Annotated in this window: 13 protein-coding genes; 11 read left to right on the top strand and 2 right to left on the bottom strand. The window is 64.0% G+C overall.

Features of this window, described 5'->3' with window-relative positions; all coding sequences use genetic code 11:
• Positions 1 to 80 precede the first annotated feature (80 nt).
• Positions 81 to 527 carry a PaaI family thioesterase gene (locus ABIB45_RS09530; RefSeq protein ID WP_354215616.1) on the bottom strand — a complete coding sequence of 149 codons (447 nt, stop codon included), beginning with the start codon at positions 525 to 527 and terminating at the stop codon, positions 81 to 83.
• 136 nt (positions 528 to 663) lie between these two features.
• On the opposite strand from ABIB45_RS09530, the gene paaZ reads away from it, so the two are divergent.
• The 8 genes from paaZ to ABIB45_RS09490 all read left to right on the top strand — a co-directional run bounded on the left by paaZ (position 664) and on the right by ABIB45_RS09490 (position 9,377).
• A complete protein-coding gene (gene paaZ / locus ABIB45_RS09525) occupies positions 664 to 2,775 on the top strand; it encodes a phenylacetic acid degradation bifunctional protein PaaZ (protein ID WP_354215615.1) in 2,112 nt (703 codons plus the stop codon).
• 104 nt (positions 2,776 to 2,879) lie between these two features.
• Entirely contained in the window at positions 2,880 to 3,893 is a 1,014-nt protein-coding gene (gene paaA / locus ABIB45_RS09520; RefSeq protein ID WP_354215614.1) for a 1,2-phenylacetyl-CoA epoxidase subunit PaaA, read from the top strand.
• Positions 3,890 to 4,309, top strand: coding sequence for a 1,2-phenylacetyl-CoA epoxidase subunit PaaB (gene paaB, locus ABIB45_RS09515; RefSeq protein WP_354215613.1), 420 nt, complete (start codon positions 3,890 to 3,892; stop codon positions 4,307 to 4,309). The genes paaA and paaB overlap by 4 nt, the downstream gene beginning before the upstream one ends.
• Complete coding sequence (paaC, locus tag ABIB45_RS09510) at positions 4,306 to 5,217, top strand: 1,2-phenylacetyl-CoA epoxidase subunit PaaC (RefSeq protein ID WP_354215612.1); 912 nt, start codon at positions 4,306 to 4,308, stop codon at positions 5,215 to 5,217. The genes paaB and paaC overlap by 4 nt, the downstream gene beginning before the upstream one ends.
• Positions 5,214 to 5,834, top strand: a complete 621-nt coding sequence (gene paaD, locus ABIB45_RS09505) for a 1,2-phenylacetyl-CoA epoxidase subunit PaaD (protein ID WP_354215611.1) — start codon at positions 5,214 to 5,216, stop codon at positions 5,832 to 5,834. Before paaC ends, paaD begins: the two co-directional genes overlap by 4 nt.
• A gap of 12 nt (positions 5,835 to 5,846) precedes the next feature.
• Positions 5,847 to 7,088 (top strand): 1,2-phenylacetyl-CoA epoxidase subunit PaaE, encoded by a 1,242-nt coding sequence (gene paaE, locus ABIB45_RS09500; protein WP_354215610.1) that lies wholly within the window; start codon positions 5,847 to 5,849, stop codon positions 7,086 to 7,088.
• A gap of 38 nt (positions 7,089 to 7,126) precedes the next feature.
• Positions 7,127 to 7,918: an enoyl-CoA hydratase/isomerase family protein gene (locus ABIB45_RS09495; protein ID WP_354215609.1), complete on the top strand. Its 792-nt coding sequence runs from the start codon at positions 7,127 to 7,129 to the stop codon at positions 7,916 to 7,918.
• 127 nt (positions 7,919 to 8,045) lie between these two features.
• The gene (locus tag ABIB45_RS09490) at positions 8,046 to 9,377 is read left to right on the top strand and encodes an MFS transporter (protein WP_354215608.1); all 1,332 of its coding nucleotides are present in this window, start codon (positions 8,046 to 8,048) and stop codon (positions 9,375 to 9,377) included.
• 180 nt (positions 9,378 to 9,557) lie between these two features.
• Here the strand turns inward: ABIB45_RS09490 and ABIB45_RS09485 are convergent, their stop codons facing one another.
• Complete coding sequence (locus tag ABIB45_RS09485; protein WP_354215607.1) at positions 9,558 to 10,496, bottom strand: SRPBCC family protein; 939 nt, start codon at positions 10,494 to 10,496, stop codon at positions 9,558 to 9,560.
• A gap of 851 nt (positions 10,497 to 11,347) precedes the next feature.
• On the opposite strand from ABIB45_RS09485, the gene ABIB45_RS09480 reads away from it, so the two are divergent.
• The 3 genes from ABIB45_RS09480 to ABIB45_RS09470 form a co-directional block, all read left to right on the top strand.
• A complete protein-coding gene (locus tag ABIB45_RS09480) occupies positions 11,348 to 11,671 on the top strand; it encodes a hypothetical protein (RefSeq protein WP_354215606.1) in 324 nt (107 codons plus the stop codon).
• A gap of 530 nt (positions 11,672 to 12,201) precedes the next feature.
• Positions 12,202 to 12,582 carry a cupin domain-containing protein gene (locus tag ABIB45_RS09475; protein ID WP_354215605.1) on the top strand — a complete coding sequence of 127 codons (381 nt, stop codon included), beginning with the start codon at positions 12,202 to 12,204 and terminating at the stop codon, positions 12,580 to 12,582.
• 506 nt (positions 12,583 to 13,088) lie between these two features.
• The coding region (locus ABIB45_RS09470) for a BCCT family transporter (RefSeq protein ID WP_502914526.1) at positions 13,089 to 13,450 on the top strand (362 nt) is incomplete at its 3' end.

Below are 13,450 nucleotides of genomic sequence, written 5' to 3'. Positions count from 1 at the left end.
ATTGCCTCCAGCTTTATTTACCGAATGTTCATTAGGTAATCCCAAATGCATGGCCGCTGTCAAGGGTGCGGCGGCACCGGCTAGTGCTTCCGCCTGATCAGCAAGTTGGTGATGCGGAGGGTGCAGAGCCGCTGGCCGGCGTCGTTGGTGATCAGGACTTCGTGGGTGGTGAGGGTGCCGCCGAGGTGAATGGGCGTGGCCGTGATGGTGATCAGGCCCTCGCGCGCCGAGCGGTGATGCGTGGCGGAAACGTCGACGCCCACCGCCGTTTTGCCCAGCGTGCTGGCGTGGATCACGGCCGCCCAGGAGCCCACAGCCTCCCCCGCTGCCAGGGACGCGCCGCCGTGCAGCAGCCCGAACGACTGCCTGTTGCCCTCCACTGGCATCGTGGCCACCACGCGGTCCACGGACTCCTCGACGATCTTCACGCCCATCTTCTCGTCGAGTTCGCCCAGGGTGATTTTCCACAGTGCGGGTTCGGTGAGTTCGGGGGCGAGGTCGGAGCTGTTCTGGGATGGGGCGTTCATGGGCTCTCCTTTGTGGGCGTTGATCTTTCAGTGTGCGGCGCAGCACATTCATGTACTGTAGTCATATTACCGAACGGACGGTCAGTAATGCTCTGGCCGATGTCGTTTGTCCCCTTTTTGGAAGGACCCGTCAACGATGACCACCACCGCAACAGCTGAAGCCACGGTCAATACCGTCGAGACCGTTCCCAGTTTTGTGCAGGATTCCTGGTGGACGCCCGACGCCGGATCGGCAGCTTCCGCTGTCCCCGTGCGGGATGCGAGCACCGGCGAAGTCCTGGCCAAGGTAAGCGCCGACGGCCTGGACCTCGCCGCCGTCGTGGACTACGGCCGCACCACCGGCCAGGCGGAACTGGGCAAGCTGACCTTCCACCAGCGGGCGCTCAAGCTCAAGGAACTGGCGCAGTACCTGAACGACCGGCGCGAGCACTTCCACACGTTCTCGGCCCAGACCGGCGCCACGAGGATCGACTCCATGATCGACATCGACGGCGGCATCGGCGTGCTGTTCACTTTCGGTTCCAAGGGCCGGCGCGAGCTGCCCAACTCCCAGGTGGTGGTGGACGGCCCCATGGAGATCCTGTCCAAGGACGGCTCCTTCGCCGGCGAGCACATCTACACGCGCATCCCGGGCGTCGCCGTGCAGATCAACGCGTTCAACTTCCCGGTCTGGGGCATGCTGGAGAAACTCGCTCCTGCCTTCATCGCCGGGGTCCCCACCATCGTCAAGCCGGCCACCCCCACCGGGTATGTGGCCGCGGCAGTGGTGAAGGCCATCATCGAATCCAACATCTTGCCCCCCGGCTCGCTGCAGCTGATCTCGGGCTCTGTCCGTGGCCTCCTGGACGTGCTGGACTACCGCGACCTGGTGGCTTTCACCGGCTCCGCGTCCACCGCGCTGACCCTGAAATCGCACCCCAATGTCGTGGCGGGCGGGGTACGGTTCACCTCTGAAACCGACTCGCTCAACGCCGCCATCCTCGGCACCGACGCTGTGGAGGGCACGCCGGAGTTCGACGCCTTCGTTAAGTCCGTGGTCACCGAGATGACGGTCAAGGCGGGCCAGAAGTGCACCTCCATCCGCCGGGCCATCGTTCCGCAGGAGCTGGTCCCGGCAGTTATCGCCGCTGTGGGCAAGCGCATCCAGGAGCGTGTGGTCCTGGGTGACCCCCGCGCCGAGGGCGTCACCATGGGCGCGCTGGCGTCGCTCGAACAGCTCGCCGACGTCCGGGCGGCGGTGCAGTCGATGCTCGAAGCCGGCGGTGAGCTTGCGTACGGAACGCTTGATTCGCCGTCGGTCACCTCCGCCGACGGGACCACCGGCGAAGTGGAGGGCGGCGCGTTTATGTCGCCCGTGCTGCTGGGCTGGGACGACGCCGAGGCTGAGGCGCTGCACTCACTGGAGGCATTCGGCCCGGTTGCTTCGGTAGTCGGCTACAAGGACCTGCCCGACGCCGTCCGCCTCGCCGCCCGGGGTGGCGGTTCCCTGGTGGCCACGGTCTGCACGAACGATCCGTCCGTGGCGCGGGAGCTCGTTACGGGCATCGCGGCGCACCACGGCCGCGTCCTGATGCTCAACCGCGAAGACGCCCGCAGCTCCACTGGCCACGGCTCGCCGGTACCGCACCTGGTCCACGGTGGACCGGGACGCGCCGGCGGCGGCGAGGAACTGGGCGGCATCCGCTCGGTGATGCACCACATGCAGCGCACCGCCATCCAGGGTTCGCCCAACATGCTCACCGCCGTCACCGGCGTCTGGCACGCGGGCGCGGACCGGAACTTCACGCTCGAGACCGAAGGCCAGCACCCTTTCCGGAAGCACCTGGGCACGCTGCACATCGGCGACTCCTTCCGCTCCGAACTGCGCGAGGTCTCCCTGGCGGAGATCACCAAGTTCGCCAACTCCACCGGCGACACCTTCTACGCCCACACCAACCAGGAGGCTGCGGAGGCCAACCCGTTCTTCCCGGGCATCGTGGCGCACGGCTACCTCCTGCTGGCGTGGGGCGCCGGCCTGTTCGTGGAGCCAGCGCCGGGTCCGGTGCTGGCCAACTACGGACTGGAGAACCTGCGCTTCACCACGCCTGTGGCCGCAGGGGACTCCATCCGCGTGACCCTCACCGCCAAGAAGATCACCCCGCGTGAAACCGACGAGTACGGCGAGGTGGCCTGGGACTCGCTCCTGACCAATCAGAAAGACGAAATCGTAGCCACTTACGACGTGCTCACTCTCGTGGCAAAGGGCTGAATAAAGAGCCCGCTTCACTTGCCCCATCACCCATCGGCCCATATACTGAACGAACGGTCGGTAAAGAATAGCGCCTGGAAGGGCCCTTTGCATTAGGAGCAACCATGGCAATGCAGAATCTGCAGTCAGTGCCCGCTGAGTTATCCCCGGAAGAACGTGAAGCTGCTGCCCGGCGCGACGCGGACGGCCGGGCGAACTTTGACCGCGTGATCGCCGATGATTCGCGGATTGAGCCGCGGGACTGGATGCCGGACGGGTACCGCAAGAGCCTCCTGCGCCAGATTTCCCAGCACGCGCATTCGGAGATCATCGGCATGCAGCCGGAGGCCAACTGGATTTCCCGGGCGCCGAGCCTTAAGCGCAAGGCCATCCTGATGGCCAAGGTCCAGGACGAGGCCGGCCATGGCCTGTACCTGTACTCGGCCGCGGAGACCCTGGGCCAGTCCCGCGACGACATGATGGACGCGCTGATCGCCGGCAAGGCCCGGTACTCGTCCATCTTCAACTACCCGGCCCGGACGTGGGCGGACATGGGTGCCATCGGCTGGCTGGTGGACGGTGCCGCCATCTGCAACCAGGTGCCGCTGTGCCGTGCCTCGTACGGGCCCTACGGCCGTGCGATGGTCCGAGTCTGCAAGGAAGAGTCGTTCCACCAGCGGCAGGGCTTCGAGATTCTCCTGGAGCTCGCCAATGGTACGCCGGAGCAGAAGCAGATGGCTCAGGACGCCGTGAACCGGTGGTATGCCCCGGCGCTGATGATGTTCGGCCCGCCGGACGACGATTCGCCCAACTCCCGCCAGTCCATGGCCTGGAACATCAAGCGCTTCAGTAACGATGAACTCCGCAGCCGCTTCGTGGGCATGATGGTGGAGCAGGTCCGAGTGCTGGGCCTCAACCTCCCGGACAGCGAGGTCCGCTTCAACGAGGACACCAAAAAGTGGGAGCACGGCCCGCTGGACTGGAACGAGTTCAAGGAAGTCCTGGCCGGCCGCGGCCCCTGCAACGCCCAGCGTCTGGAGCGTAGAAGGCAAGCGCACGAGGACGGCGCCTGGGTCAGGGAAGCAGCTGCCGCCTATGCAACCAAACAGTCAATGAAGACGAAGGAATACGCAGCATGAGCCCCCATGGCAACCCGGAAGTCCCGGCCAGCGAAATCAACCGCGAGGCGCCCAAGGCCAGCCCGGCGGTGTCGACCAGCGAGGTTTCGGCGGGCTCAACCACCGGAAGGCCGGCGGGGGAGCCTGTCGAAACCAGCCATGCCTGGGGGCTGTGGGAGGTTTTCGTCCGGTCCAGCCGCGGCCTGAGCCACGTCCACGCCGGTTCCCTGCACGCGCCGGACGCCGCCATGGCCCTGCGCAACGCCCGCGACCTGTACACCCGCCGCAACGAGGGCGTGTCCATCTGGGTGGTCCCGGCCGAAGCCATCGCCGCCAGCGATCCCGACTCCAAGGGCTCGTTCTTTGAGTCCCCGCAGGGCAAGGACTATCGGCACGCCACCTACTACACCAAGAGCGAAGGGGTGAAGCACCTGTGAGCAGCCCCGAAACAGCAACGGGCCACGGTGACATCTCCACCGGCGTGGCGGGTGGCGACAGCAACGCCAGCGCCACCCGCATCACCCCTGGCAACGCCCTCCGCCCGGAGGACATCGCCCTGGAGGTCCGCACCGGCCTCGCGAAACCCACGGAGGATGTGGCCGAGTATGCGCTGCGCCTGGGCGACGACGCCCTGATCCTGGCACAGCGACTGGGCCACTGGATCTCCCGCGCTCCCGAACTGGAGGAGGACGTGGCACTGGGCAACATCGCCTTGGACCAACTGGGCCATGCCCGGAGCTTCCTTACCTACGCGGGCGGCGCTCTTGGCGACAACGGTGTGGTCAAGACCGAGGATGACCTCGCCTACTTCCGCCGGGAGCACGAGTTCCGCTCCGCCCACCTCTTTGAGCAGCCCAACGGCGACTTCGCGGCCACCATCGCGCGGCAGTTCGTGGTGAGCTACTACCAGTTCGAGCTGTACCGCCGGCTGACGGAATCCACGGACGCCACGCTGGCCGCCATCGCAGCCAAGTCGGTGAAGGAAGTTGATTACCACCGGGACCACAGCGCCCAGTGGGTCCTGCGCCTGGCCGGGGGAACGGACGAGTCCCGCAAACGGATGATTCACGGCCTTAAGCTGATGTGGCCCTACGTTGCCGAGCTCTTCGAGGACGATGAGCTGGTGACCCGCCTCGTTGAGGCGGGTGCCGCCGTCGAGCCTTCCAGCCTGCGCGCGGACTTTGACCGGCTCACCGGGGAGGTCCTGGCTGAGGCCGGGCTGGAGGTGCCGGACGTTCCGTCGGCACCCGGCGGTGGCAGGCAGGGCAAGCATTCGGAGCATCTTGGCTACATCCTGGCCGAGATGCAGGTGCTTGCCCGCGAGCATCCAGGCGCGAACTGGTGACCTCGGTGATCACTGAAAGGATAACCGCGCAGCAGAGGGCCTGGGACATCGCCGCCACCGTCTGCGATCCGGAAATCCCCGTCCTCACCATCGCGGACCTTGGCATCCTCCGCTCGGTGGATGTGGTCGAAGGTCACACGGACGTCGGCCCCCCAACTGACTCGCAGTTAACGCTCCCAAAACGGGAAATGACGACGTTAACTGCGAGTCAGTTGGGCGGCGCCGCTGAAAGTGCCCCCACGGTCCGCGTCACCATCACCCCCACGTACTCCGGCTGCCCGGCGATGGACGCCATCCGCGATGACCTGACGGCTGCTTTCGCTAAGGAAGGCTACGCCAGCGTGGACGTGGACCTGGTCCTCGCGCCGGCCTGGACTACGGACTGGATGACCGACGCCGGCAAAGCCAAGCTGCAGGAATACGGCATCGCGCCGCCGTCGGGCATGTCCAGTGCCGTCCGCCACGCAGGTCCCATCCGCCTGACGATGGCTGTGAAATGCCCGCAGTGCGCCAGCCTCAACACCAAGGAACTCACCCGCTTCGGCTCCACGTCCTGCAAGGCGCTTTATGTGTGCAAGGACTGCAAGGAACCGTTCGACTACTTCAAAGTCCTGTAAGGAAGCCCCCCCATGCCTGTAGTCCGCCAGACCGCCGCCGAGACGGCGCAGGCCACCGGCCGCCGTCGTCCGTCCTTCCACACCCTCACCGTGGCTGAGGTGCGCCGGCTGACCGATGACGCCATCGAGGTCACCTTCGCCGTCCCCTCGGAGCTCGCCGGCCAGTTCGACTACCTGCCGGGACAGTACGTGGCCCTGCGCACCACGCTGCCGGATGAGGAGGGCGAGCCGCACGAGGTGCGGCGCAGCTACTCCATCTGCGCGGAACCGCGCACCTTCGGGGACGGGTCCAGCGAGATCCGGGTTGCGGTGAAGAAGGACCTGGGTGGGCTGTTCTCCACGTGGGCCAACGCCGAGCTGAAGGCCGGGAACACCCTGGAGGTCATGAGCCCCATGGGCGCGTTTGTGTCCAAGCATGGCCGGGACGGCCAGGCCGTGGAGCAGAACCGCATGAACTCCATGAACCACCCGGAGGAACTGGCTGGGGATGTAGCTTCCAGCGGCGAGGCCAGCTTTGTGGCCATCGCGGCCGGCTCGGGCATCACCCCGGTGCTCGCGATCGCACGGACGCTGCTGGCAGCGAACCATGGAACCCGGTTCGACCTGATCTACGCCAACAAGGCCGCCATGGACGTAATGTTCCTGGAGGAGCTGGCGGACTTGAAGGACAAGTACCCGCAGCGCCTGGCCATCCACCATGTATTGTCCCGCGAGCAGCGGATCGCGCCGCTGCTCAGCGGCCGGATCGACGCCGAGAAGCTCCGGCAGCTGCTGGGCACGGCCATCCATGCGGACGATGTGGACGAGTGGTTCCTGTGCGGGCCGTTTGAACTGGTGCAGCTGTGCCGGGACACCCTGGCCGAGCGCGGCGTCAGCCCGGACAATATCCGCTTTGAGCTGTTCACGTCGGGCAAGCCGGACCGCCCGGAAGGCCATGCCGGCCGGCCTGTGGTGGTGGACGAATCCAAGGAGACGTACAAGATTACGTTCAAGCTCGATGGCCTGCAGGGCGAGGTGGCCAGCCCCACGCACGCCCGCGAATCCATCCTCAACGCCGCGCTGAGGGTCCGCCCGGACGTGCCGTTCGCGTGCGCCGGGGGAGTGTGCGGCACCTGCCGGGCCAAGGTGGTCACCGGGACCGTGACCATGGACGAAAACTACGCGCTGGAGCAGGATGAACTGGACAAAGGCTACGTGCTGACCTGCCAGTCCCACCCCACCAGCGAGGAAGTCACCGTCGACTACGACGTCTGACGGTGGTTGAGCCTGTCGAAACCCGGAAAGAAGGCCCCATGATCTCCCTCTCCATCGCCAACCACGTCGCCGAAGTGGTCCTGGATGCGCCGTACAAGCTGAACTCGCTCGATGAGCAGGCGCTCACGGATTTAACCCAGGCGTACGACGACGCCGCTGCCGCCGCCGCACGCGGTGAGGTGCGGGCGCTACTCCTGAGGGGAGAGGGCCGCGCCTTCTGCGCGGGGAGGGACATCCAGAATGTCACCCCGGAGAGTGACGACGCCGAAGCGTATTTGGCCGGGCTGGTGCAGCCGCTGCTGAAAAAGATGAGCGCGTTCCCGGCGCCGACGTTCGCCGCTGCCCAGGGCGCCTGCCTGGGTGTGGGGCTGGGCCTTTTGCTGGCGACGGACGTGGTCTATGTGGCGGAGAATGCCAAGTTCGGTTCACCGTTTGCCAGACTGGGCGCCACCCTGGATTCCGGCGGACACTGGTACTTCACCGAGCGGCTTGGCATGCACCGGACGCTGGACCTGATCTACACCGCCGAGTTGATATCGGGGACGGAAGCCGTGGCCCAGGGGATGTTTAGCCGGGCGATGCCTGCGGATGAACTTCTTCCGCGCACATGGGAAATCGTGTCCGGGGTGGCCTCCGGAGCGACAGGTGCCTTCAACGCGAGCAAGGAGCTGGTGGCGCACGTCCGCGACCAGCGGCTCGGCCTGTGGGACGCCATCGCGGAAGAGAACGCCGAGCAGGCACGCCTCTGCAAGAGCGAAGACTACGCCGAAGGTTTCCGCGCGTTCCAGGAGAAGCGGACGCCGGTATTCAAGGGCACAGCCTCCGGCTAGCGAGCGCGAAAGTTTTTGGTGTGTTCCACGACACACCCATAGTACTATCAACGGTAACTGAACGTTCGATCAGTAAATAAATCGGCACCCTAATTTGCAGCGACGCTGCCCCAGCCATGGAGTTCCAATGACCGCAACTTCACACATCGATTCAGAGTCTGGTCCCAGCAGCAAGCATGAAGAACGAAAAGTCCTCGCCGGGACCCTGGTGGGCACCACCATCGAGTGGTATGACTTCTTCATCTTTGCCCAGCTGACGGGGACGCTGCTGTCGCCGCTGTTCCTTGCGCCGCTGAATGACTCCAATCCGGGACTGGCCCAGATCCTGTCCTTCGCCCTGATCGGAATCAGCTTCCTGTTCCGCCCACTGGGCGCCATTGTCGCTGGCCACCTGGGTGACCGCCTGGGCCGCAAGGCCATGCTGGTCTTCACGCTCATCATGATGGGTGCCGCCACGGCCTTGATCGGCATGCTGCCCACCTACGCACAGATCGGCTTCTGGGCTCCGGTCCTGCTGATCCTGCTTCGCGTCGTCCAGGGCTTCTCTGCCGGGGGTGAATGGGGCGGGGCGGCTCTGATGGCCGTGGAGCATGCACCCAAGAGCAAGCGTGGCCTGTTCGGCGCGTATCCACAGATCGGTGTTCCGGTGGGCATGATTCTCGCAACGGGCCTGCTTTTCGTGCTCAACTCGAACATGTCCAAGGAGGACTTCGCCTCCTGGGGCTGGCGGGTGCCGTTCCTGCTGTCCATCGTGTTGATCGTCGTCGGCTACCTCATCCGCCGCGCCGTTGCCGAGAGCCCGGTCTTCAAGGAAATGTCCGCCCGCAAGGAAGAAAGCAAAGCGCCTCTCGGAGAGCTCATCCGGAACCACAAGCTGCCTGTTCTTTACTCGACGCTGATCTTCATCGGCAACAACGCCGCCGGTTACCTGTTGATCGCCTTCTTCATCTCCTACGCCACCAGGACGCTGAAGATGCCAGTCCCGGAAATCCTGCTCGCCACCACGATCGCTTCCTTTGGCTGGCTGATCTTCACCCTGGTGGGCGGCTGGCTTTCGGACCGGATCGGCAGGGTCAAGACGTTCCTGATCGGCTACGCAATCATTTTTGTGTGGATGATCCCGATGTTCGCCCTGATCGACACCAAAAACATAATGCTCTACGGAGTGGCCCTGTTCGTCCTGACCGTCGGACTTGGCCTGTCCTACGGCCCGATGTCTGCCATGTACGCCGAAATGTTCCCCGCCAACGTGCGTTACTCGGGGATCTCCATCGGGTACGCGTTCGGCGCCATCCTCGGCGGTGCGTTCGCAGCGACCATTGCCGAGTCCCTGCTGCAGAGCACCAAATGGACCGGATCCATCGGGATCTACATCATGATCCTCTGCGTCATTTCCTCCATCGGCGTCCTGCTCGCCAAGGAGACCAAAGGACGCCCGCTGGGCGTCAGCCACCACTGACCCGGTTCCTTGCGGCAGGCGGGTTAGGCACCTGCGGGCGGGCGCGCGGTCGCCAAGCTGATTGAGCTGCTGAACCACCACCACCACGACGCCGGCCGACGGCTGAAAGAGAGCGGCCCCGCTCCCGCACTGGCAGTGCGGGAGCGGGGCTGTCTGCGCGGACAGAACCCGCGTTGGCGGTCAGCGCTGGACGTTGCCTCCGAGGGGAGGAACCGTCCCGGGCTCGTTATCCTCGCGGCGCTCGGCCGCGTTGTGGATTTCGCCTTCAGCGGTTTCGTCTGACTCGCCCTCAAGGTCCACCAGGCCGTTGGTCTGATCGAAGGGCTTCCCCGGTGCTCGGTCCGTGCCGAGAGCTGCGGAGCCGGGCATGGAACTGACTCCAGCATGCGGTGCCGCGCCAGGTACCGCCGTCGTACTGGCAACTGAATCGGTAGGGACGTGCTGTATCGGCGTGGGCTCAACGATTAGCGGCTCGACCGGCGGGGTAACGGTGACGCCGGTGGTTTCGCCGGAATCCTTTTCGGTTCCGGAGCTCATGGCAGCAGCCGCACCGGCGACTGCCGCAACGCCCAACCCTGCAGCCATCTTGCCGGAAATTCCGGCCTTCCCCGAGTCCCCGCGTGAGGCGCTGGCATCTTCCACGCCAGGCGCACCTACTGAACTGCCCTCATTGACAGACTCGCGCCAAGCACCGCTGGCGTAGCCTGCATCCTCGATGAACTCCTTAAAGCGCTTCAGGTCAGCTTCTGCCTGGCGGTCAACGACGTGAAGCTTGTCGCCGATTTTTTCGACAATGCCCTCAGGGTCGTATTCGAGCGTGAGCCGCAGCGAGGTCTGGCCGCCTCCAACGTCTTCGAACTCCACGGCCCCGGCATTGGTGGCACCTTCCGTGGCGGCCCAGGCAACCTTGCGGTCAGGGATCTGTTCCAGGATCTTCGCGGTCCACTGCCTGCGGACTCCGGCGATTTCGGCAACCCACTCGAGCCTGTCGTCGCTGGTCTGTTTCACGCTTTTAACCCCGCCCATGAAGTTGGGAAACTCTTCGAACTGGGTCCACTGGTTGTAAGCGGTGGCCACTGGCACATTCACCAGAATGCGTTTTTCGACCTTCGTGCTCATAACATCTCCTTCGAGAGTAGAACCGGACCTGATGAGGAAAGCAACTATTCATCAGTATGCTTAGCATATCGTCAGGGTCAACCCCGCGGCCAGCCTCGGGGAGACGGCTGTCCGTGGGTCCAACTTTCGTGCAGGGACCGGCACTTGGATAACACTCCGGACCAGGACAGCCACGCAGAGACCGGCCTCAACGACGGCCAGAAACCCCGCGGAGCGCCCAAGACAGGCGAAGTACCAGGATTTCAGCCCCGCAGCGCCCCAGCCGACATCCGGCTCCGGCACAAAAAATGGTCCTCCGGAAAACCCGGGCGTCACAGAACCGCCTAAATCAGCACGGTCCTAGCGCGAGAACGTCTTGAAAAGCGGACTTTCAACGTCGTCCAAGTGTCCTGGGCGCGCATGGTGGCCCCCGGCCAGAGAACGCCTGCGACCTACAGCGGCCTGAAGCCGGGCTTGCTGCGCGGCTCTTGCATAACCTCCAAGGTCAGCTTTCTGTGTGGCTTGCTCATGAGTAAGGGTCCCTCCCAATGTGATAGAGGAATCCGCGCCAGCGGCCGAAAAGCGTCGGACCTTATAGAGGGGGCGGCGGCCCCTGATGGCTCTTTTGACGACTTTCTCAGTCAGACGAGGGAAGTGCTTCACGGGATTGGCTGGCCTTCCCGCGGACTTCCCTGACCGAAGGGTGCGATCCGCTGTCCGTCGGCGCCCTTCATCCACCCCAGGCTGTGGCGGTGAATATCCTTGTAAAGCTCCCACTCAGCCTCGGAAAGTTTACGGGCCATCCTCGCTTCAAATTGCAGATATTCGTCGTCCTGCAAAGCATTGTGTTCTTCGATGAAGAGCCGGAGTAAGTGCTGGGTGCGGCGGCCGTGATGGCATGCGGGCTGGCTGACGCGTTCACGTTCCTCATCGAGTCGCCCACCTATGCAGTGGGGCACCGGCTGGTGCTTCTTGGGTCCCTGGCGTTTGCCGGGGCGGCGGTCTGGGCGCGGCTGCTCGGAAGGCCTTTCTGGGTGTCCGTGCTGACCGGCCTGCCTGCAGTGGCGGTTGGCGGCCTCGCCCTGCAGTTTGAGGACGGCAGCTGGGGCGCCCTCACCGGGTTCTTCCTGATCCCCGCCGCGCTGATCGCCATGTTGGGGAACCTCATCAGCCCGTACGACGCCGGCCGGGGGTAAGTGCGGCCCTGTCCCCGCGCTGGGAGGCGGGAACAGGGCCCTGTGCGCGGACAGAACCCGCGTCCCTGGTTACCGCTGGACGCTGCCTTGCCTAAATTCCATGTAACTCCGACCCATTGTGCGAAGCGATGCTCCTGCCAAGGTGGTTCTCGCAGAACCATCAACCACCTTCCCCTGCAGTTCGAATCTGGTGCCGTCTGGTGTCTCACAGCCGGATACCCACAAACGTGAGAGCGCGGAATATCCCCATTGTTTGGATCAAAAAGCTTTTAAAATGTTCGTCTTGAACTGTTGACTTGAACTTCTGTTCATGTCAAAGTTTGGGGGACGAGAAAAGTGATTGGCATCACATCGGAGGGGCTCAAAGTAGACGCCGGCCGATTTGATAAAGACTAAAAGTTTTGGGTTTGCAGGCGATCCCTGTCGGAGCGCGGACAGGGGCTCAATCCCATTCCTCAATGCAGTCTTATTTGCATCAAAGATTGAACAGCTCTGACAAATCTGTCATCACACTATTTACAGGAGAGATCATGGAAACCACACTCGTAGGAACACTCAGCAAGGCTGGCTCCATCCATAAGGTAGAAAACGGGTTCATCGGCCTGCCGTCGATGGACGAGCCCGGGACGGTCGCCGCGATCGGCGACTCCCTCCACAACCCCGAGGGCTCGGTCATGTGCGCCGGCTTCTTCGAGCTGAAGGCTTCCGAGCCGCTGGTGTACACCTACACCTACGACGAGATGAAGGTCGTCATCAAGGGCGAGTTCATCCTCACGGACCAGACCACCGGCGAAGTCACGCACGCCAAGGAACGCGACGTGCTGTTCTTCCCCAAGGGCACCACCGTCAAGTTCGAGACCCCCGAGTACGGCCTGGGGTTCTTCGCCGGCGACCGCACCTTCAACCCGTAAGGACCGGCCATGCGCCCGTGTCCGTGACACCGGCAGCAGGCGCGGGCTGCGAACAGGGTTGCGGTAAACTGCGGCCTTCTTACGTCCCGGCGGAGCCACCTTGTGGCCCAACGCGGGGTCGGTGTGATTGCCCATCAGCTCACGCTTCAGGCAGCACCCCTTCCCAATAGGCCAGCTCAGTCATCAAGGTCGAAGACGGCGCTGGCCGCTCTCTGGCACTTCTTCGGCTTGGCCGAACTTGACGAGGGCCAACGGTTCGCAGTGAACCTGGCTCGTAGCGGCCTCGGTTTGGAAGTTCCGGCTGGCGTTTCGTTGCTGGAGACCCCCCGACATGCCAGGACATCCCCAACATGTGCCGCAAAGGGCTCTGTGGGGAATGTTTCCTGCCAGTAGTTCGCCGGGCGCCCCTGCACCGGGAGCTCTGTCTGGCCGATCAGTAAAAGACCGCGAACACCACCATGATGTGGCTGCGTTCCGCGCCTGAACCAGGAATTGGAGTTGGACATTTGAGCATCATTAATATCGATAAAGACCCTGACACCGCGCCCGCCGAACCCACTGAGGACCGCGTGCCCAAGGTTAACTGGCGGGTCTTCATCATCGCGTCTGTCATTATTATTGCTTTCTCCAGCTGGGCGATGCTGGTGCCTGCCAGCGCCCAGTCCACCATGAAGACGGTGGTGGGTTGGATCGCGGAGAACCTCGGCTGGTTCTACGTACTTACCGTCACCGTAGTCATCGGCTTTGTCCTGTGGGTGGCGCTGTCCAAGGTCGGGTCGGTCCGGATGGGTCCGGACCACTCCCGTCCGCAGTACAAACTGTTCACCTGGGTGGCCTACCTGTTCGCCGCCGGTGTGGGCATCGACAT

This window comes from Arthrobacter sp. UYCo732 (assembly GCF_040547265.1).
GTDB lineage: Bacteria > Actinomycetota > Actinomycetes > Actinomycetales > Micrococcaceae > Arthrobacter.
The sequence above is the reverse complement of the archived record's forward strand: the minus strand, read 5'-3'. Positions and strand labels throughout refer to the sequence as shown.